Here is a 20,442-nt window from a genome sequence, read left to right as displayed (position 1 = left end):
GTCGCATCACAGCCTCCGCAATATAAAATTAGAAAATTAGTTACTTAATCAGTCGCCTCAAGGCAGATTGGACGAGCCCATCAGGAAACGGTCTACCTCGCGGGCGGCCTGGCGGCCCTCGTTAATCGCCCAGACCACCAGACTCTGGCCGCGCCGCATGTCACCTGCCGTGAAGACTCCCTCCACATTCGTTGCCTGCGCGCCGAACTCTGCCTTAACGTTGGAACGCTCATCGCGCTCCACGCCAAGCTCTCCAAGCACTGTCTCCTCTGGTCCGGTGAAGCCCAGAGCCAGCAGCACCAGCTGCGCCTGAATGATCTCTTCGCTGCCCGGCACTTCGACTGGTGCCATCCGTCCGTCCTCCGTGCGCTTCCATTCAATACGCACCGTGTGCAGCTCCTGTACATGTCCGCTTGCATCGCCGACGAAGCGCTTGGTATTCACCAGATAGCGGCGCGGATCTTCTTCATATAGAGAAGCTGCCTCCTGCTGTCCGTAGTCCACCTTCAGCACCTTCGGCCATTCCGGCCAAGGATTGCCCGGCTGGCGGGTTAATGGCGACTGCGGCATAATCTCCAGCTGGATCACGCTGCGGCAGCCGTGGCGGATCGAAGTAGCTACACAGTCTGTCCCCGTATCTCCGCCACCGATAACGACCACATCCTTGCCCGCCGCTGACAGATACTCTCCGTCCTCCAGCCCGGAATCCAGCAGGCTCTTGGTGTTCAGTGTCAGGAACTCCATCGCCTGATGGATACCACGCAGTTCCCGGCCCTCCAGCGGCAGGTCACGCGCCTTGGTAGAGCCGCCGCAGAGGACGACCGCATCATGCTCCTCCTGTAACTGAGCTGCTGCAATATCTCTGCCAATCTCAGTCCGGGTGACGAAGGTAACGCCTTCCGCTGCCAGCAGATCCACCCGGCATTGCACCTTCTTTTTATCCAGCTTCATGTTCGGAATGCCATAGGTCAGCAGACCGCCGATCCGGTCAGCCCGCTCATAGACCGTTACACTGTGTCCCGCCTTATTCAGCTGGGCGGCGCAGGCCAGCCCGGCAGGGCCGGAGCCGACAACGGCGACCTTCTTGCCTGTACGGGTAAGCGGCGGCTCAGGAACGATCCAGCCTTCAGCAAACCCTCTATCTACAATCGCTTTCTCGATTGATTTAATCGTTACCGAATCGCCGTTCTTCCCTACCGTACAAGCGCCTTCACATGGCGCAGGGCAGACGCGTCCCGTAAATTCGGGGAAATTATTCGTCTTGTGCAGGCGCTTCAGCGCGACCTGCCAGTTGCCGCGGTATACCATGTCATTCCACTCTGGAATCAGATTATGCAGCGGACAGCCGCTGGCCATCCCTGACAACATACGCCCCACATGACAGAACGGTGTTCCGCAATCCATACAGCGGGCACCCTGCTCACGCAGTTGTTCTTCCTCCATCGGAACCGAGAATTCATTCCAGTTCTTAATCCGCTCCATTGGCTCACATTCAGCAGGCGTCCGCCGCTGATATTCTATAAATCCGGTTGTTTTGCCCATCCCTGTCATCCTCCGAGTCTCTCTGATTGGCCGCCGAAAGATAATAGACGGCATTCATGCCCACACCCGGCTCCAAAAAGAAATACACTCTTCTGTCACCGTCCGTTATTCTGTCACTGTAAAGCAGCGAAGCAAGCGGCTATAACGGGGCTTCAAATCACCCCGGTACAGGCTCTTGCACGGTTATCATAAGGGGAATAAATGCCTTCATATTACCATCTATCCGCAGGGAGGGAACATGAGCAATGTCACCTTTTTTATTAACGTTGTGTGGCAAATAATGTACAGCAGACTCAGGCAGCATCTTTTTTCTTGAACATATTGTAGACCGAGCTGAACACCCCGAACAGAATGCCCGTTAACGGGAAGACGATCCAGTTGATCTCCCACTGGTCGAACACGAAACCGCTGACCAGAAAAACACAGGTAACCAGCGGCCAGATAATAGCGGCAACCGCACCGACAATCCGGTCCTCCTCCTTCTTCTCCTCCTGCTTCTCCTCACTGAAATCGCCGGTCTTCAGCAGTCTCTGATAAGCCCCCCGGATATTCCCGTAATACACGAAGAGGAAAACGGCTACAGCCACTATAATCAATAGAACGGCTACCCCGTAAGAACTGTATTCATCTCCAAACGCGGAAGATACAAAGATAGCAATCGGCGAAAGTACGCATAAACAGACACCCATGATAAGCGACAACGTATACGTGGCAGCAAAAGCGGACTGTCTCTGCTCAATATATGCCTCCAGCGGATACGGCAGACTGAAACCCGACTCCATGTATTTGTATTTCTCCATCTTCGTGCCGCTGTAGATAAATAATGCGATAGCCGGACCGAGCAGCAGTAACAGGGGGATCAGTCCGATCATGCTCATAGCATCTTCAGAGAATACATTTCCCATGACCCCGTTCTCCCCAAGACCCGAGAAAAGGATAAGCAGGGCAGCACCTAACATAATCAACCCTACGCCCCAGCCTACGAGCAGGCCGGATTTTCTTTTGGCAGCAATGAATTCTTCTACAGCAAGCTCATCCAGCATGGGCAGCCGTAATCCTTCCTCCTTACGATCCTCTCCAAGCCCCAGCTCACTGACCAGCTCATCAATGTTGCCGAACTCGGAAATCACGATGCCCACCGCCTCATTCTCCGACTTCCCTTCATGCTTCAGTTCATAGTATTTCTCTTCCATGTTGCCCAGCAGCTCCTGCTTCAGCATCACCATCTGTTCCGTTCTGGGCAGAGATGCGAACATATTGTTCAAGTATCCAATGATGGTATCCAAGTTCCTCACAGCTCCTTTATGAATTTGTTGATAACTTCTTGCGTAATCTGCCATTCCTCGCATTTGGCACGGTAGTAGGCAAGACCCTGGGGAGTGATGCGGTAGTAGGTACGCCTTTTGCCAAACGTCTCATCCATATAAAAGGAATCAATATAACCGTTCTTCTCCAGCCGGGTGAATGCCGAATAGAGCGTGGTTTCCTTCATAATGTATTTCTCATCGGATAGCTTCCGTATATTCTTGGAAATCTCATAGCCGTAAGACTCCCCGTCCAGAAGCATGTAGAGGATCATCGTGTCATTGTATCCCCTAATCACATCACTGCTGATCAATTGCCTGCCTCCTATACTTCATCTGTCGTAGTAATTAGGTTCATTGTAGCATAATTACTACGACAGATGAAGTAGTGTTTAGTGGAATTTTATATTTTATTAAAAGTAGGCTGACAACAGGCTTATACACTGTCGCATCAGCTTATTGTGTTCGGTTTTCCGCATACATTTGGCCACATACCCCCGCGGCCGCCTATTGTGTTCGGTTTTTCGCATACATCCGGCCCGCTCACCTTCATGCTGTCACATTGTGTTCGGTTTTCCACATACATTTGGCCACACGCCCCCCCATCAGCACATTGTGTTCGGTTTTCCGCATACATTAAGCAGAATTCCGCCACAGCAAAAAACAGACTGCCCTGGCAGCCTGCTTCTGCGCGACTTATAATCGCGGTACCAATCCATTAGTTCACAGCGAGTACAATCATTCCAATTCCTGCAGCAGTTAAAATGCCGCCCGCCAGCCCGCTGATCTGCTCCCCGCCGAATACAATGTTCCATGTGCCCAGTTCAGGCAGCTTCAGGGCTGCACCCTCCGGGTTGGCATTGTACAGAACGTACAGATGCTCCGCAGAATCTCCTCCCGCATGATCGCGGAGGGTGAAGGCCACCGCCTGCGCCGGTGCCTCCTCGAAGATCAGATGGTCACGGATCTCCTCGGCGGTACGCAGCCGGAAGGCGGGGTGAGCCGCGCGCAGCGCGATCAGACGCTTCATGTACTCCACAGATTCGGCATGTTCCGCGCAGCGTTCCCAGTCCAGCCAGTTCACTTCCACTGGCGATTTATAGCTGTTCTCCACCCCGCCCTTCGTTCTTAGGAATTCCTGTCCGGCATGAATGAATGGAATCCCCTGACTCGTCAGCACGATGGCTGAGGCCAGATGGTGCATGGCGCGGCGCTGCCTGTCTTCTGCTCCTGCCGTAGACAAGACCAGCTTATCCCACAGTGTATGATTGTCATGGCACTCCACGAAGTTCACACTCTGCTGCGGCTCCTGGGCGTATTGCCCAAGGCCGGGCCCGTAGTAGATCGCTCCGGCAATGCCTGCCTTCACATTGCGCTCGAAGCCGAATCCGCCGCTTATGAAGCCCTTCTGGTCATGCAGAAATATATTTCCTTTGACCGCATCGCGGAAGCCGTCATTAAAATGCCCGATGCCCGGCATCTCATTGGCCTGGCGCTGGTTGGCCCGAAGGTCCTCTGGCAGCTCCGTGTCCATCACCCAGCCTTCGCCAATGGTGATCAGAGAGGGGTCCAGCTCATCCAGACGGCGGCGGATCTCGTTCATGGTCCCTGTATCATGCAGTCCCATCAGATCGAAGCGGAAGCCGTCAATATGGTACTCCTTAGCCCAGTACAACACGGACTCTACGATGAAACGGGACATCATCTTGCGCTCAGAAGCAGTGTCGTTCCCGCAGCCGGAGCCGTTCGACAACCGCCCGTCCTGCTTATACCGCAGATAATAGCCAGGGACCAGCTTGGTGAAATTAACACGGAAGCCGTCATAGACATGATTGTAGACCACATCCATGATGACACGCAGACCGCGGTCATGAAGCGCCTGGATCATCGTCTTCAGCTCCCGGATACGCAGGCCCGGAACATACGGATCTGACGCATAGGAACCTTCAGGAGCATTGTAGTTCTTGGGATCATATCCCCAATTATAATACGGCTCATCCAGGCGGGTCTCATCTACGCTCTCTGTCGCATAATCATAGATAGGCAGCAGCTGCACATGGGTAACACCCAGACTGGCAATATGATCAAGGCCGGTGGCAATGCCCTCGGGACCCCGGGTTCCGGCTTCTGCAAGGCCGAGGTATTGCCCTGTATGCTTAATCCCGCTGGCAGGATGAACCGATAAGTCACGCAGGTGAAGCTCATAGATCACCGCATCCACCGGGTCCTCCAGCGGCGGCTTATCCTGCGTCCAGCGCACGGGATCGGTCTTGCGCAGATCCAGTATAGCCCCTCTGTCCCCGTTCACCCCGACTGCGCGGGCATACGGGTCCACCGCTTCGTTCCATAGATCACCGATACGCACCTTGTAGGTGTAGAACATTCCATCCAGATCGCCCGGAACGCTGAGTCTCCAGGTTCCCCGGACGTCTCGCACCATGGGTATCTGCCGCTGCGCAGCATCCTTCCAGGATGGATAGAGCACCAGCTCCGCTTCCTGGGCTGTCGGGGCCCACAGACAGAACGCGGAGCCGGACGCCGAATAGGTTAGGCCAAGATCCTCTCCGTCATAGCTGAACAGCTCATCGAAATTCCGGTCGAAGACGGAGATTCCGCTGGTAGCTGCAGGGTCCCCGTAATCAATCGGTTCCTTCATTTCCTTCTGTACTGACAAGGCTTACCGCCTCCTTTACCCTTAACTAAATATACGGCAGGGCTCCTGGGTTTTATACAACTCCTCATTTCTCTAAATGAAATTTTATCCTAACCGCCAACTTTGTGCAAACGTTTGAATCACACTTTGCAAGTGGAAACGGCTTGGCCGTCCCTTTAAAGGACGGGACCGTTTCAGCGAGAATAGGAGGATTATTATTCCGGCAGGTCGAGCGACACCATCGTAAGTATTTTTTTATTGGCTGAATAGGAGATCTGCCGTTCTCTGCCCGGCGTATAACCGCCGCCAGGATGTTGCACCCCGTTGTCATGGACAATCAGCTTACAGGAGCCGTCCTCCTCATCCTCATAGCCGATTCCCAGCACCCAATGATAGTCATACGCATATCTGCCCCGCCAGCGGAGGCTGAACCACTTGTCGAATTTGAGCGCAACCGGACGCCCGGCATCAATCTCGGCCCGGTAGCGCCCGATATCATTGAACACGGATACCTTAATCAGGTCGGAGCGGTGACTTAAAGGCGGCAGGGCTGCGCCGATGTACGCCCGGAGGCCTCTGACAAAGCTGCGTGCACTCATGCCCCAGGGCGTCCCGCCATGATGGGTGTAGATGTAATTGATATGCGCGGCCATGGAATCAAAATGACGGATACCCGGAATAAACGTCCGGCCCATTTGCGAATGCCAATATTCCAGGAGGGCAGCCATGGTTGCCGGACCGCAGGCTGAGGAAGGCGAGGCTACGCCTGTCTCCCACTGTGTATACGCCTTCGCCTTCAATCGCTCACCAGAAGGCCTCCGGCTCATAGGGATACCTTATCGCTGAAATGCTCCAGACCCAGCTCCATATCTACAGGCAGGATAAAATAGAAATCAGACCCTTCCCCGACTACGCTATCCACAGTGATGGCACCGCCCATCAGCTCCACCAGCTTTTTGCAGATGGCCAGCCCCAGTCCGGTTCCCCCATACTTGCGGTTAATGGACGGGTGCAGCTGCGAGAAGGACTGGAACAACAGCGGCTGCTTCTCAGAAGGGATTCCTATCCCTGTATCGGCCACGCTGAATTTGAGCATCAGCTTCTTGCGCTCCCTGCTATATTCTCTGCTGAGCAGAATGAAGACCTGTCCCGTCTCGGTGAATTTCACGGCATTGCTGACGAGATTCACCAGCACCTGGCGCAGCCGGGCCGCATCTCCCATGATCAGCTCCGGCACATCCGCAGCCATGCGGCAGGACAGCTCAATATTCTTTTCACGGGCCTTCGGCATGAACAGCTCCGTGATATTGTCGAGTAATTCCACCAGACTTACCGGCTCGTGGGTAAGCGTCATTTTACCAGCTTCGATTTTGCTGAAATCCAGAATTTCATTAAGAATATATAGCAGGGATGCACTGCTCTCGCTGATAATCTGGGCATACCCCCGCTGTTCTTCCGTCAATTCCGTCTCACTTAGCAGATCGGTCATGCCCATAATTCCGTTCATCGGTGTACGCAGCTCATGGCTCATGATGGCGAGAAATTCCGATTTGGCCTGGTCCGCCTTCTCCGCCAGCTCCTTGGCTCTGATAATCTCCTTCTCCCCGGTAATGTCACGGAAGACAACAACCGCTCCCTTGCGCTCACCCTTGTCGAACAGTGGGGTTACCTGGTACTCGGCCAGGAAGCTGGAGCCGTCCTTGCGCCACAGCACCGCATCCAGGCTCTGATGAGATTCTCCTGCCCGGACTGCCCGCATCAGCGGAGACTCCTCCGGCCGGTAATGGTTGCCGTCAAGCGCGGTCTGCTGGATGGGGTCCAGGTAAGGATGCCCGGTAATCTCATCACATTCGAAGCCCAGCATATGCGCCCCCGCAGGATTAATAAAGGTGACCCGCCCCTCGTTGTCCAGACCAAATATTCCTTCGGACACGGCATTGAGAATCAGGGTATAATCATTGCTCAGCTTCTCAATCTGCTCCGTGTACCTGATATGATCCGTAATATCGCGGGAGATCCCATATACTCCAACCACCTGATGATCCACAACTATTGGAATATTAATCGTATTGATCTCCACCGGATGCCCGTCTTTGTGAATCAGCGTCAGATCATAGCTCTGCGGCTCCCCCTGGCTGGCCAGGGTGAAATGATGCAGCGTCTTCTGGATATCCTTCTCAGCCACCAGCGGTCCAAAATAATTACCCAGCAGCTCCTCCAGCGAGTAGCCGCTCAGCTTCTCCAGATTGGCATTCGCCGTCAGATAATCGCCCTGCAGATTCATGGAATATACCGCCGCAGGATTATACTCGAACAGGGATTTGTAGCGTTGCTCACTCTCCTGCAGCTTCGATTCGAATTGCTTGCGTTCAGTAATGTCACGGCCTACGGCAATAATCTCTGTCTTCCGGCCCTGCGCGTCAAAAATATACCGGCTGTTCGTTTCAAACCAGACATAGGTTCCGTTCTTGTGCCGGTAGCGGTAGGAGGCCGGCGGAATCAATCCCGAATCCACGCTCTCCGCCATCTGATTCAGAATCATCTCCAGATCATCAGGATGCAGGTAATCGTAGGCACTGGTGCCGATCATCTCCTCAGGCTCATAACCGAGCAGCGAACGGCTGGCCGGTGAGCAATACAGGAAGATACTGTCCTTAATCGCATGGCGCGAGATCAGGTCGAGGGAGTTCTCCGACATCAGCCGGAAATTCCGTTCACTCTCCCGCAGCTGCTCCTCCATATGCATACGCTCCGTAATATCCTGCATCATGCCGAACAGCTGGGCTGGCTGGCCCTCCGGTCCCAGGATGACATCCCACTGGACATGCACCATCAGGACCTCCCCATCCGGCAAAATCATCCGGTAAGCCGTATTCCCCGGCTCCCCTAGTCCCATAGCCCGTTCTACGGCCTCCTGCAGAATCCGGACATCTTCCGGATGGACCAGTGCCAGGAAGGCCTCCTGATTCACTTGGCCTGTCTCCACACTATATTGCAGAATACGCCGCAGTTCGTCGGAGAACGTGATTCTGCCCTTCACCAGATCCCAGCCCCATGAGCCTATTCGCGCCACCCGCTGCGCGGACGCAAGGGCCTCCTCGCTGTGCTTGCGCCGGGTGACGTTACGGCCAATCCCCATAATCCGTGTGATTTCACCCTTATCGCCGCGGACCACATGGAAGGATGTCTCGAACCATAGATAATGGCCCTCCTTATGGCGCAGGCGGCGACTGGAGATATTGTTCTTCAGCAGGCTGCCGGAGCTGTTGATTGCTTCAACATCCTCCAGGTGATAGAATTCGGCGCGGTTCCTGCCGACGATCTCCTCCGGATGGTATCCGATCTGGGAATAGGAGGACGGCGATATGAAGGTTATCGTCCCGTCGGGCAGGGAGAAGGAGATCATGCTCTGATCGTCTTTTATGAATAAATTATACAGATCGCGGCTGTCTACGGTCAGCTGGTCAGCAATTTTGCGGTCTGTTACATCCTGTGCATATACAATAACGGTCCGGCCGGAAGGCTCCTCTTGGGCCGGAATGAAGGTCAGGGCGAGCCAGAACGGCTTCCCGTCACTGCCGGAGAACCGCTGCTCCACCTGGAGAGGCTGTCCCTGCCGCTGTGCAAGCTCTGTCCCGATTCGCTGAATAGAGAATTCTTCCTGCAGGTCCCGGCCGGCCCCCGATAGAGTCCCTGAGAGAAATTCAGGCTCAGTGCAGCCCAGCATATTGCAAAAAGCAGGATTAATCTTCATCCATCTGCCTCCTTCCGGAGACAATACAGCCATCCCCACCGGAGATAACTGGAAGGCTTGATCGAGAATGCTGTTATTCCTAGCCAGGTTATCCATCACCTAAGGCCTCCTTCATCTTGGGGCTGGCGCTTCTGCTGACCCTCTGTTGTGCTTTACTTGACGTTCTTCCTTCACAGTATACGATAAGACCGTCACGGAATGAAATGAAGGTCCTCCCCCTTGATTCGCATAAGTTAAAATTGATAATATTGACATAAATAAGATATTATATCTATAATAAAAAGCAAAACTATCTTCGTGACTCATTACGCCGGAAGCACCCGTAATAGAGGCCTGTTGGCCTTTACTGCGGGTGCTTTCTTTGTGTTGCGGGACATGAAGACAAGCGGAGGAATGTAATGAATAATCTGTACAAGCCCAGTTGTCTGCTGCTATCCCTCTTGATTGCCCTCGCCCTCAGCTTCCCGGCCGGTCCGGCTTCGGCAGCAGTAACGGTGATTACCTCATCGGTTCAGGCTTCCTTTGATCTGACTGCTGCTAAGGCAGACAGCACTGCCCGCGCCCGGATGAAGAGCCAGTTCACTGAGCTGACCGTCCTGTCTGCCGGGTATGACAGCCGGGAGGTGCAGATCAGGACGCTCCATGATCAGAATACAGAGGCGTTGAATGCAGTCCGGGAGTCCATCAAGAATATGGACCAGGCCTCCATCACCAAGCTGAGCGCCGCCGTCAGCAGTGCCAAGCAGCGTTATCAGCCGCTGTTCGATCAATACAGCGCGCTGAACAAGCGGATCTCCCTGCTCAAGGGACTGAAGGACAAGACGCTGAACTCCGTCCTGAAGGCCCAGTCGGAAGCCATGAAGCTGCTGGTCCAGATTGCCCGCCAGGAGATCCGCGACAAGGAAGCGCTGCTCAAGGCCGCCAAGGATACCCGTACCCGCCGGATGGCCGCTGCCCGCAAGACCCTGGCGGGCATTGACAGACCGCAAAGCTTAATCAAATCACAGAAAAGCGCAGTCTCTGCCCTAAACAAGCGGCTAACGGCAGATTGGAGTGACTTCAAAGTGGCTATCCGCAAGCAGAATCCGGCTCTGGCCGGACAATCCTTATCTTCTATGGTCGCCGGGTACAAGCAGATCGCGGCGGGGAAGCTGAAGATCCTGGAGTATGAGCAGACGATTGCCGGAGTCATTGCAGCTACTCTTAGACAGACAGGCAGCTAGACCGCAGACGGCCGTTCCCTGCTTGCTCCTGTGACTTCTGCACGCCTGAACGCATATGTTAGGTTAAGAACCCTATCTACTATGCAGCGGGAGGAGCAGCCACAATGCACATCTGCATGATTGCACCGGAGCAGTTCACGGTTCCCGGGGACGGCTCTGTGGAGATTTGCATCTGGAATATCGCGCGCAGGCTGACCAAGAGACACAAGGTAACCATTGTGAGCCGCAGAGCCGCCGGTCTTCCTGACACGGATGAGCTCGAGCAGGTCCAGTTCATCCGGCTGCCCTCAGGCACCCCTTCCCGGTACCGCAGCTCCGTTCTTACATTCCTGGAAGCCTCAGAGCCGTTCGATCTTATTCAGATCGACAACCGGCCGCGGCTGGCGGCGGCTGTGAAGCGGCAGTCCCCCGGCACTCCGGTGATGATATTCCTTCACTCTCTCACATTCGTGCCGCAGGAGCCCGGCATCGCCCGTTGCCTGGCCCTGGCCGATGCCGTCACGGCCAACAGCAGCTCCCTGGAGCAGCGGCTTATCCGGAGGTTCCCCGGCATCCGCAGCAAGCTTCGCGTGGTTCCTCTGGGAGCAGACCTGTCACGCTTCACTCCTGCATCTGTGCAGGAGAAGGCGCGTCTGCGCACGCTGCATGGTCTTGGCCCCGGCTTCACGGTCCTGTTCGTAGGCCGGGTCATTCCGCGCAAGGGAGTGCCTGTGCTGCTCCGGGCCATGCACCGCCTGAACCGGCATATGCCCGCACGGCTGCTGATCGCGGGCAAAGGGAAGCCGTCGTATCTCCGGCAGCTGAGAGCTCTTGCCCGGCGGCTGGGCGTACAGGTGTCATTTCTCGGCAATATTCCCCATGAGGATATCCACAGTATGTATCAGGCTGCCGACTGCTTCATCTGCCCCTCCCAGCAGCATGAAGCCTTCGGGCTGGTGAATGTGGAGGCGATGGCCTCGGGGCTGCCGGTGATCGCCTCCAGCAACGGCGGAATCCGGGAGATTATCGATTCGGGCCGTAACGGCTATCTGGTGAAGCAGTACAGGAACCCTGCTGCTTTTGCCAGCCGTATGCTGCAGATCGGCCGCAATCCGGACCTTTCCGCAAGGATCGGACTGCAAGGAAGGAGCGATGCGCTGCAGATGTATGAATGGCAGCATACCGCAGAACTGCTGGAGAACATTTATCTGAAGCTGGTTCCTTCACGTTAACCAGAGGAAGCATCCTTCTAGAAGGCTCCTCCGGTTAACGAAGGGGCATAACACTTTACCTTGAAATACTTTCCTGGCGGGCGGACAGCGCCGAACTGTAAGTCCAGTCAGGATACGACAATGTGTAATACGGATTTTGTGATCCTTCTCGCAGGATGCAGCCGGAGTTAATAATATACTACACGTGTAAGCGTTGCCATTAAACAAATGCACTATACAGTAAGCCACCGAGATATTGGCAACCCCCTACAACCTATTATTCGCTGTAGAAAGGGTGCATCGTTATGTTAATGATCAAAGCTATCGTAAGACCTGAGAAAGCGGATGAAGTAATGGCCGAATTGCTGCTGGCCGGCTTCCCCTCCATCAGCAAGATGGATCTGCTCGGGCGCGGCAAGCAAAAGGGCATTCAGGTCGGAACCAACCATTACAACCAAATCTCCAAGAAGCTGCTGATGATCGTCATCCAGGATGAAGACAAGGATGACGTGATCAGCATTATTATGCGTACGGCAAGAACCGGTGAGCATGGCTCCTTCGGCGACGGCAAAATCTTTGTCCTGCCTGTACAGGAGGTCTTCACCATCAGCAACGGCAAGAACCAGCTATAGAGCGTCTATGAAAGAGGCAGCAAAGCATCCCCCGCTCTCCGTATTCACGGACGACCGGGGACTGCCTTGCTGCCTTTATGAATTCCTGGTCTTGCGATGATCAGATCAGCTGGATCACGGTAAGTCCCAGCCCGACCACAAATCCGCAGACGGCACCGTTGACACGAATCCACTGCAGATCCTTGCCGACCTTCTCCTCCAGCATATTCACCAGAGCGGCATCGTCCATCTGATCGAGGTTCTCCTTGACCAGTTGCCCGATCCGGTAATGATTAGCTTCCACGAAGGAGATCAGTGTACCACGAATCCGGTCCTCTGATGTCTGAATCCATTCCTTCTCCTGGCTAACCCGCCGGACCAGCGCGGCATACAGCGAGAACAGCCTGCGCCCGCCCCGGCCCCGGTCCTCTTCCAGCAGCGTAACCGCCTTGCCGCGCAGCCCTTGCAGCTGCTGTAGTACAAATGCGGCAGCGGCTTCCCCTTGAAGCTCATTCAGCGCCCAATTCTTCAGTGAGGCAATCCGTTCTTCATCGCTCAGCAGCTGGAACAGAGCCACCCGGATCTCCCGGATGACTTCCTCCCGGTAGGGGCTATCCTCTTCCTTAAAGTCACGGATCGTAGACTGTACCATACCCTGGAGCATTTCCCCTAGCATATCAGCATCCACGAACCCGACGAAGGCCTGGAAGGCCATTCCCTTCAGTCCGCCAAGCTTAACCTCGGCCAGCTTCTCACTGGCGATCTTGCCCAGCATGGCCCGCGTCTCCGGGCGTCCGCTCCAGGCGGAGATCCCCTCCAGCGCAAAATCAAGAGCTGCAATATCCTTGCCCTCATTCATCAGGCTGGTTGCTATGGTATCTGCTGCGACTCCGAGCTTAGCTTCACGCAGATAGCTTGCTGCTGCCGATTGAATATACGGAACAGCCTGCTCTACCGGAAGCCGCAGCACGAAGCCCTTCAGCTGCTCCAGCACTTCCTGCCGCGCTTTCTTTCTGGAGAAGAACCGGGTCAGTACGCCAGCTCCAAGCGAGACTATATTGAATGTGCGCAGCTTGTTCTCAATGCTCTCCTTGTTCAGCAGTTCATTCTCCATCGCAGAAATCAGGGACTGGATCAGCTTATCCCGGTTCTTCAGCAGCAGCGAGGTATGCGGAATTCTAAGGCCCAGCGGGTGACGAAACAGCGCCGTCACAGCAAACCAGTCGGCGATTCCTCCGACCAGACCTGCCTCGAAGCCGCCTCTCAGCAGAATAACTGCCAGATTCTCCGGCAGAAACAAGGTGAACAGAAAGCCGCAGGCCATAATAGCCAGAGAGATCGTAGCTAAATTTCTGGATTTCATCAGTATCTTTTCCCCCTTACATAGCGACCCCATGCCGCTTGCATCCCGGTCATCGTCCCTTGCACTGCAGAAGACGAACCAGGCTGTCAGGTTACAGGTCTGCCTTACATTGTACCACGGGAGCACTCTTTTCTGAAAATCCGTCACGCTGCATGCAGCAGCGAAGCTGTTCTGTAATACTATAGATGAACACTTTAATTTTAAGTTTCCGAGTAAATAATGATAAAATACAGGCAAAGCATACGCACCCTTGAAGGGGAAATTACAATAAATAGATAGAACAGGAGATCAATCACATGCTTATTGCACTGGATATGGACGGAACACTGCTCAATGCGGAGGGTGAAATCAGCAACGAGAACAAAGAAGCTATTCTTCAAGCACAGCGCCTGGGGCATATCGTGATTATCGCTACGGGCCGGGCCTACATGGATGCTGAACGGCAGCTGCGGCTGGCTGATCTGGAGTGCCCTGTGGTGAGTCTTAACGGTGCTGTGATCACGCTGGCTGACCGGACGGTGGCGGCAAGCACTCCGCTGAATAAAGAGGATATTATCCCCGCACTGCGCTGGATGAATGAAATTCCTGAATTGTATTACGAGGTGTACACTGAGGATAACGTATATGTAGAGCTGGACAAGCGGGTACAACTGGAGAAGCTGGCTACTCTTAAGGATACTGAGGTACCCGAGGAATTGGCCTGGCTGCTCCAGGCAATGGTAGACCAGCAGTTCCAGCAGGCAGCGGTAACCTACGTGGAGAAGATGGAGGACGTCTGGAGCAAGGAAGAGAATCTGATCTATAAGACCCTGGTCTTCTCGCTGAACCGTGAGCTGCTGAAGGAAGCCTCTGTGCGGTTCGCTGCCATTCCCGGGCTGATTATTACCGCATCGCATGTCAACAATATCGAGATCAACCATAAGGAAGCGAATAAGGGCACCGGTGTAAGCATGCTCGCAGCCCATTACGGGATTCCTGCGGAGCAAGTGGCGGTGATGGGCGACAGCTACAATGATCTGCCTATGTTCGAGATGGCGGGGTACAAGATTGCCATGGAGAATGCCGCCCCTGTGCTGAAGCAGACCGCCGACTTCATTACGTTGAGCCATACGGAGAATGGTGTAGCGGCGGGACTGCGGCATCTTCTGAACAGCAAAACAGCCTTCAAATGAAGGCTGCTTCCGCTAACGGCGGTCGGTCCCCGAGCGCCGAAAGCATAATAATGAGATGGCGCCCAGGTTGACTGCTAAATATAGAATGAGCGTCAACCGTTCGGCATTGGTTAATTCCATAAGCACCGGAATAAACATGATATCCCTCCATACCTCACTTCTATTTGTCTATCTGTTATAATCAGCTAGTCCTTTGTTCAATATATTAGTATTATCTGTCAAAAAGTGGACTTTATGATAAATGGCGTTATTTTCTGCTGGGAGGAATTACTCTATGAACCACCTATACCCCGGGATTGCCCGGTTATATGAGAACCGGCTGCTGCGCACCGAGCTGGAATGCGAGCAGTTCGATCAGGCACTGGAGGGTCTGGCCGGTGATACAGAGGATGCCGTCATTCACCAGATCTTCAAAGTATTCGACGATGATACGGAGCAGGAAGAGGTGATGTTCAGCCTTGTTCATTTTGTAGAGAGTGTCCAGATGGAGATGTATCTGACCCAGCTGCTGGAATCGCTGCCGGAGATGCTGGAGCACGCCCGCAACTGGGCGATTGTGCTGAATCAAAGAATTCTCCAGGACGACCGCTACCGCAGGGATTACGCCGAGATCGCCGTCCGTATGCCGCCAAGAATCCGGCAGTGCCTGGCCTTCCTGCTGGAGGAGATCAAGGAGGACCAGCCCCGGCTGTACGAGCGCAAGGTGAATTCTTTTCTGGCCAAGCTGAATGCATCCGGGAGATAGCCTCGTGCAGAATAGAGTGCGGAATGGTATAGTGTATACTGGCCAAAACCGCATGACTGATTACGCATTCAGAAACAAACGAAGGTGAACATAATGAACAAGCTCTTATTTCATAATATCCCGCTGGGAGCCAGCGGTGAGAATATCCCCCAGGCGAAGGTAGCCTCAGCCCGGACAAGCCGGGAGACGGTACAGCCGGGGGACAGCGATGCCGCTTATTTCAGGCGGCTGGAGGCAGGCGGCATTCTGCTCAATCCGCCGCAGGTCTCGGCGGTACGCCATCATCTCGGGCCGCTGCTGACACTGGCTGGAGCCGGCTCCGGCAAAACCTCGGTGCTGATCTGCAGAGCCGGGTATTTGCTGTCTGTGCGCGGCATCGCCCCCGGACGCCTGCTGCTGCTGACCTTCTCCAGCAAGGCAGCAGCAGAGATGCGCGAGCGGATTGCCCTGCTGCCGGGGGTGAACGAGGGGGATGCCGCGCGCCTGCAGGCGCGTACATTCCACTCGTTCTTTCTTTATTTCTTGCGGCGGCAGGGACTGCGGCAGGATATTTTCAGCGAGACCCGCCGCCAGCATATTCTGCTGAAGCAGATTATGCGCGAGCTGGGACTGCCGAAGGATGCCTATCCGCCGGAGAATCTGCTCAGCCTGCTCTCCGCCTGCAAGATGAATATGGGCTTGCCCGGGCAGCTGCCGGAGACTACCGAGGCAGAGAAGGAGATGAAGGCCATCCTGGCTCTATACGAGCAGTGGAAGACCGATCATTTCAAAATCGATTTCGACGATGTCCTGCTGCTCGCCTACCAGATGCTCCGGGAACAGCCGGCGCTGCTGCGGGAGCTGCAGCAGCAGTATCAATATGTGATGGTTGATGAGTTCCAGGATACGAATGCGCTGCAATATGAGCTGGTGAAGATGGTTGCTGCTCCGCAGGATAACCTGATGGTGGTCGGCGACGATGACCAGACGATCTACTCCTTCAACGGTGCCCGCAGCGAGTTCATCCTGGAGTTCGAGAAGCTGTATCCGCAGGCCAAGGTGATCACGCTGGATATCAACTACCGGTCCGGTCCGGCGATCATCGGACTGGGCAACGGCATTATCCGCCATAATTCGCGGCGCCGCGCCAAGACGTTGCAGGCAGCCCGCAGCAGCGGCCTGCCACCCCGTTACCTGCGTCCGCAGACAGCAGATGACGAGGCTGGACAAATCGTGGAGCATATTGAGCGTGAAACGCAGAGCGGGGCCCGGGAATACCGTGATTTCGCCCTGTTGTACCGCGCCACAAGCAGCAACCGGGCGGTGCTGGAGCTGCTGCTGCTGCGCGATATTCCTTATATTGATTACGGGGAAGGCCAGCTGCTCTATGAGCATTGGCTAATCTCTCCAGTGCTGGATCACCTTCGCCTGTCGGTGAACCGCCGCGACTTCGCTGCCATGGAGAATATTCTGCCGACACTCTACATGAACCGGGACAAGGGAATGGAGCATATCAGGCGCATGGAGGCGGTACAGGCGAAGCAGGGCCCGTTGATTCATCTGCTCTCCATGCCGGGCATGGAGGATTTCAAGGGCGTCAAGCTGCGCGAACGGCTGGACCTGATCCGCGGCCTGCGCGAGCTGACGCCCGTGCAGGCGATCCGCCAGATCCGCACTGTATTCTATGATTATTTCATCGAAGGCAGCGAGCGCCATCAGGCTACGCTGCACCGGGAGACGCTGAAGGAAATGCTGGATGAGCTGGAGTCCTCGGCGGAGCGCTTCGCTACAATTCCGCTGTTCCTTGAATTCATCGACAACGTAACGGAGCGTAACGAGCAGAACCGGCAGCCGGGGCTGAAGGAGCAAGGCAACCGGGTGGCGCTGATGACCATCCACAAATCCAAGGGACTGGAGTTCCCCGTAGTCTTCCTGATCGGAGCATCAGAGGGAATTCTGCCGCATAGCTCCGCTCTGGAGGAGGACCGTGCTAAGGACCGCAAGCCAGCGAAGGCCTCGGTCAAGGTGATCAGCGCGGCTGCTGCAAAAGCCGCAGCCGAAGCGGGCATTGCCGCATTGGAGGAAGAGCGCCGGCTCGCCTACGTGGCCGTTACCCGGGCCAGGGAGGAGCTGTTCATCAGCTCGCCTGCAAGGCATCGGGGCAAGAAAGCGGAGGTCTCGCGCTTCATGCTCGCGGCCTTCCGTTCGGCGGCCCGCCCACAGGCACCGGCTCCAGCCGCCGGAGCCAGCAGCCCGGGCAGAACGCATGTAACACGCAGCGGCACACACGGTTCAGCCGCAGTGAGAACACATACTGTTCCGGTCTGGCAGTGCACCGGCAAAGCCTGTCCGGGCTGGACCCGGAAGAAGGCGGGCGGCGCAGAGGATCACCTGACCTCGAAGCCGTGTCCGCTCTGCAGCTCCCCGATGGAACCAAGCACCCGGGACGTCCCGGTATAACAGGACGCACGGCTGCCATGCATAACATCAGCCCCTTTCAGCAGCTAATCGGCGCTGCAGAAAGGGGCTGATGCCGTTATTCCCGGGTTTATCTTGCCCGCACCTGGAATTGGGGCAGGTACTCGGCATTCTGCTCCAGAATGTCGGCCAGTACTTCCTTGGCGATCCGCTCGTCGCCCACCAGCGGATGGATCGTCAGGGCCTGCAGTGCAGAGGCATAATCTCCTCTTACTGCAGCATCTATGGTCAACTCCTCGTAAGCCTTCACTACCTGCAGCAGACCTCGGATCTGCGGGGGAAGGGGCTGGCTTGGTGCAAGCGCATGAGGCCCATCGGATTTGATGACACAGTTGATCTCAATGGAGACATCACCCGGAAGATCCGGAATAACCCCCTGATTACGCACATTGACGGTCTGAATATCGCCGGTATCATTATAGATAGACTTCATCAATTGAACCGCCGCTTCCGAATAGTAGGCACCGCCGCGTTTCTCCAATTGAGCCGGCTTACTGTTCACTTCAGGCTGCTTATAGATCTCGAACAGCTCGGCTTCCACTTCCTTCACATCATCGGCACGTGTCTTGCCGCTCTTCTGGTAATGCTCAGAGATCTCCCGGTACATCTCTTCCTTCATATAGTAGTAACGGTGATACGGGCAGGGAAGTGCACCTACGGACTGAATGAACTCCGAATCCCACTCCAGATCGGGGATGTTGGCCATCGAAGGCCCCTTGGCTCCCGACAGCTTATTGAGAAAGTCCTCCGTCATGTCCTCCCCTTCAATCAGCACCCGGGTCGTCCAGTTGAGGTGATTGATCCCGACAATCTCAATGAACATTTCCGATTGCTGAACCCCGTACAGCTCAGCGATCTGCATCTTCGTGCTTATAGGAAGATTGCATAGCCCCACAGACTTGACCCGGGAATGCTTCGAGACGGCTTCCGTAATGATACCGGCCGGGTTGGTGAAGTTAATCATGAACGCACCCGGAGCCAGCTCCTCGATATCCCGGCAAATATCCAGAATGACCGGAATGGTGCGAAGCGCCTTGGCGAACCCGCCCGCGCCCGTCGTCTCCTGGCCGATTAAATGGTGGGCCAGCGGGATCTTCTCATCTCTGGAGCGTGCATCCAGCATGCCGACACGGATCTGCGTAGCGACAAAATCCGCACCGCGAATCGCTTCGCGCCGGTCCAGTGTCGTATGCAGCCTGATAGGCTTGCCGCTTGCATCAATCATACGCTGCGCCAGCTCCCCTATGATTCTCAGCTTGTCCGCCCCTGCCTCGATATCTGCCAGATACAGCTCAGCAACCGGAAATTCATCATGATACCGGATCAGCCCTTCAACAAGCTCCGGCGTATAGGAGGAACCTCCTCCGATGACTGCGATTTTCAAGTGTTTCTTCTTCATTTGTGATTTCCTCCGTCTCTCTTGAAATGCTTTATTATTGCCCCGGTTAGATATTTATAATAACAATTCTATTTATTGTTCCTACAAATACATGTCCTTTTTTAACCTTTTTTCTCCTCATTGGATTTTCTAATCACTCAAATGATTTGTGAATCTCTATACCCGGCAAAGGGTGCACACATTATGGATTCAAAACCCCGTCATTTCCATATGGTTTCTCCTGCTCTTTTTCCGTGATATAATATAACAAATTGGCATCGGAGGAAACTTGTAATGACAAAGAGAACAAATAATACATTATATTTCAATATTAAAGAACAACTGCTCAAACAGATCCAATCCGGCTTCTATGCTGTCGGAGAGAAGCTTCCCACCGAAGCCGCGTTATGCGAGATGTTCTCCGCCAGCCGGACCACTATCCGCCTCGCGCTCAGCGAGCTTGAGGTTCAGGATATTCTGGAGCGGCATCAGGGCAAGGGCACCTTTGTCAAACGGAAGGAGCTCCAGCTTAACCAGAAACGAAGCTTCACTGAAGATGTGCTGATGAGCGGCAAAGAGCCGACCAGTACAATTATTGAAGCCAAAGTGACACCTGCGGAAATCCCGCTCAATGAATTCCTCAATATTCCGTTGAAAGCACCGGTAAACCAGCTATTGCGGCTCCGCTATGCCGATAATGAACCACTTCTATATGAGACCACTTATATTGCCTGGGATCTTGCTCCGGGGCTCATTAATGAATATAAGGATGGATCGCTCTTCTCCTTCCTTGAGTCAGAGTATAACCTGAAGGCCCACCGCTCTGTGGAGCAGCTGAAGCCTGTACTCGCGGACAAAACAGCCAGCAGGCTGCTTGGTGTCAAAGAAGGCTCCCCTTGCCTGCAAGTGAGAACTTTTACGTATTTGGCCGACGGTTCCCCGCTGGAATACAGCTTCGGCGTATTCCGGGGCGATTTCCCCAGCTATACTATCGAGAGACAGTTTGGATGAAGGAAGGCCGGACGATCGTCAGCGCAGAGAGCATACGGA

The 20,442-nt window shown here is 54.7% G+C and carries 15 protein-coding genes; 7 read left to right on the top strand and 8 right to left on the bottom strand.

Annotation, left to right across the window (positions count from 1 at the left end):
- Nucleotides 1-57: 57 nt before the first annotated feature.
- From MKY86_RS00165 to MKY86_RS00140, 6 genes are all read right to left on the bottom strand, one after another.
- Nucleotides 58-1,542 carry a glutamate synthase subunit beta gene (locus tag MKY86_RS00165; RefSeq protein ID WP_076077548.1) on the bottom strand — a complete coding sequence of 495 codons (1,485 nt, stop codon included), beginning with the start codon at nt 1,540-1,542 and terminating at the stop codon, nt 58-60.
- A 293-nt stretch (nt 1,543-1,835) separates the two neighbouring features.
- A complete protein-coding gene (locus tag MKY86_RS00160; protein WP_076077546.1) occupies nt 1,836-2,828 on the bottom strand; it encodes a permease prefix domain 1-containing protein in 993 nt (330 codons plus the stop codon).
- Nucleotides 2,829-2,833: 5 nt separating this feature from the next.
- Nucleotides 2,834-3,160, bottom strand: coding sequence for a PadR family transcriptional regulator (locus MKY86_RS00155; RefSeq protein ID WP_076077543.1), 327 nt, complete (start codon nt 3,158-3,160; stop codon nt 2,834-2,836).
- Between the two features lie 404 nt (nt 3,161-3,564).
- Entirely contained in the window at nt 3,565-5,520 is a 1,956-nt protein-coding gene (gene pulA / locus MKY86_RS00150) for a type I pullulanase (RefSeq protein WP_076077540.1), read from the bottom strand.
- 194 nt (nt 5,521-5,714) lie between these two features.
- Complete coding sequence (locus tag MKY86_RS00145) at nt 5,715-6,326, bottom strand: C39 family peptidase (RefSeq protein WP_083684760.1); 612 nt, start codon at nt 6,324-6,326, stop codon at nt 5,715-5,717.
- Nucleotides 6,323-9,349, bottom strand: coding sequence for a PAS domain-containing protein (locus MKY86_RS00140; RefSeq protein WP_076077535.1), 3,027 nt, complete (start codon nt 9,347-9,349; stop codon nt 6,323-6,325). Before MKY86_RS00140 ends, MKY86_RS00145 begins: the two co-directional genes overlap by 4 nt.
- Nucleotides 9,350-9,651: 302 nt before the next feature.
- Between MKY86_RS00140 and MKY86_RS00135 the strand changes: the two genes are divergently transcribed.
- The 3 genes from MKY86_RS00135 to MKY86_RS00125 all read left to right on the top strand — a co-directional run bounded on the left by MKY86_RS00135 (nt 9,652) and on the right by MKY86_RS00125 (nt 12,298).
- A complete protein-coding gene (locus MKY86_RS00135; protein ID WP_076077532.1) occupies nt 9,652-10,476 on the top strand; it encodes a hypothetical protein in 825 nt (274 codons plus the stop codon).
- A gap of 104 nt (nt 10,477-10,580) precedes the next feature.
- Nucleotides 10,581-11,687 (top strand): glycosyltransferase family 4 protein, encoded by a 1,107-nt coding sequence (locus tag MKY86_RS00130; RefSeq protein ID WP_076077529.1) that lies wholly within the window; start codon nt 10,581-10,583, stop codon nt 11,685-11,687.
- Between the two features lie 284 nt (nt 11,688-11,971).
- Nucleotides 11,972-12,298, top strand: coding sequence for a P-II family nitrogen regulator (locus tag MKY86_RS00125; RefSeq protein WP_076077527.1), 327 nt, complete (start codon nt 11,972-11,974; stop codon nt 12,296-12,298).
- Nucleotides 12,299-12,398: 100 nt separating this feature from the next.
- On the opposite strand, the gene MKY86_RS00120 is transcribed toward MKY86_RS00125, so the two are convergent.
- On the bottom strand, nt 12,399-13,640 hold the full coding sequence (locus MKY86_RS00120; protein ID WP_076077524.1) for a DUF445 domain-containing protein: 1,242 nt from the start codon (nt 13,638-13,640) through the stop codon (nt 12,399-12,401).
- Nucleotides 13,641-13,936: 296 nt separating this feature from the next.
- On the opposite strand from MKY86_RS00120, the gene MKY86_RS00115 reads away from it, so the two are divergent.
- The 3 genes from MKY86_RS00115 (at nt 13,937) to MKY86_RS00105 (ending at nt 17,996) form a co-directional block, all read left to right on the top strand.
- On the top strand, nt 13,937-14,812 hold the full coding sequence (locus tag MKY86_RS00115) for a Cof-type HAD-IIB family hydrolase (protein WP_076077521.1): 876 nt from the start codon (nt 13,937-13,939) through the stop codon (nt 14,810-14,812).
- Nucleotides 14,813-15,086: 274 nt separating this feature from the next.
- Entirely contained in the window at nt 15,087-15,557 is a 471-nt protein-coding gene (locus tag MKY86_RS00110; RefSeq protein ID WP_076077518.1) for an Imm30 family immunity protein, read from the top strand.
- Nucleotides 15,558-15,650: 93 nt separating this feature from the next.
- Nucleotides 15,651-17,996 carry a UvrD-helicase domain-containing protein gene (locus MKY86_RS00105; RefSeq protein ID WP_076077516.1) on the top strand — a complete coding sequence of 782 codons (2,346 nt, stop codon included), beginning with the start codon at nt 15,651-15,653 and terminating at the stop codon, nt 17,994-17,996.
- Nucleotides 17,997-18,084: 88 nt separating this feature from the next.
- Here the strand turns inward: MKY86_RS00105 and MKY86_RS00100 are convergent, their stop codons facing one another.
- Nucleotides 18,085-19,413: a 6-phospho-beta-glucosidase gene (locus MKY86_RS00100; protein ID WP_076077513.1), complete on the bottom strand. Its 1,329-nt coding sequence runs from the start codon at nt 19,411-19,413 to the stop codon at nt 18,085-18,087.
- Nucleotides 19,414-19,686: 273 nt separating this feature from the next.
- On the opposite strand from MKY86_RS00100, the gene MKY86_RS00095 reads away from it, so the two are divergent.
- The gene (locus tag MKY86_RS00095) at nt 19,687-20,403 is read left to right on the top strand and encodes a GntR family transcriptional regulator (protein ID WP_036723582.1); all 717 of its coding nucleotides are present in this window, start codon (nt 19,687-19,689) and stop codon (nt 20,401-20,403) included.
- Nucleotides 20,404-20,442 lie beyond the last annotated feature (39 nt).

Origin of the sequence: Paenibacillus sp. FSL R7-0333 (genome assembly GCF_038000365.1) — a bacterium.
GTDB lineage: Bacteria > Bacillota > Bacilli > Paenibacillales > Paenibacillaceae > Paenibacillus_AQ > Paenibacillus_AQ silagei.
This window is presented reverse-complemented; position numbering and strand designations above follow the sequence as displayed.

Excerpts from the sequence above, each read along its gene's own strand:
- MKY86_RS00125 (WP_076077527.1), top strand. The coding sequence starts at position 11,972 with ATGTTAATGATCAAAGCTATCGTAAGACCTGAGAAAGCGGATGAAGTA.
- MKY86_RS00130 (WP_076077529.1), top strand. The coding sequence starts at position 10,581 with ATGCACATCTGCATGATTGCACCGGAGCAGTTCACGGTTCCCGGGGAC.
- MKY86_RS00095 (WP_036723582.1), top strand. The coding sequence starts at position 19,687 with ATGACAAAGAGAACAAATAATACATTATATTTCAATATTAAAGAACAA.
- MKY86_RS00115 (WP_076077521.1), top strand. The coding sequence starts at position 13,937 with ATGCTTATTGCACTGGATATGGACGGAACACTGCTCAATGCGGAGGGT.
- MKY86_RS00165 (WP_076077548.1), bottom strand. The coding sequence starts at position 1,542 with ATGGGCAAAACAACCGGATTTATAGAATATCAGCGGCGGACGCCTGCT.
- MKY86_RS00145 (WP_083684760.1), bottom strand. The coding sequence starts at position 6,326 with ATGAGCCGGAGGCCTTCTGGTGAGCGATTGAAGGCGAAGGCGTATACA.
- MKY86_RS00110 (WP_076077518.1), top strand. The coding sequence starts at position 15,087 with ATGAACCACCTATACCCCGGGATTGCCCGGTTATATGAGAACCGGCTG.
- MKY86_RS00120 (WP_076077524.1), bottom strand. The coding sequence starts at position 13,640 with ATGAAATCCAGAAATTTAGCTACGATCTCTCTGGCTATTATGGCCTGC.
- MKY86_RS00135 (WP_076077532.1), top strand. The coding sequence starts at position 9,652 with ATGAATAATCTGTACAAGCCCAGTTGTCTGCTGCTATCCCTCTTGATT.
- MKY86_RS00140 (WP_076077535.1), bottom strand. The coding sequence starts at position 9,349 with ATGGATAACCTGGCTAGGAATAACAGCATTCTCGATCAAGCCTTCCAG.
- MKY86_RS00105 (WP_076077516.1), top strand. The coding sequence starts at position 15,651 with ATGAACAAGCTCTTATTTCATAATATCCCGCTGGGAGCCAGCGGTGAG.
- MKY86_RS00100 (WP_076077513.1), bottom strand. The coding sequence starts at position 19,413 with ATGAAGAAGAAACACTTGAAAATCGCAGTCATCGGAGGAGGTTCCTCC.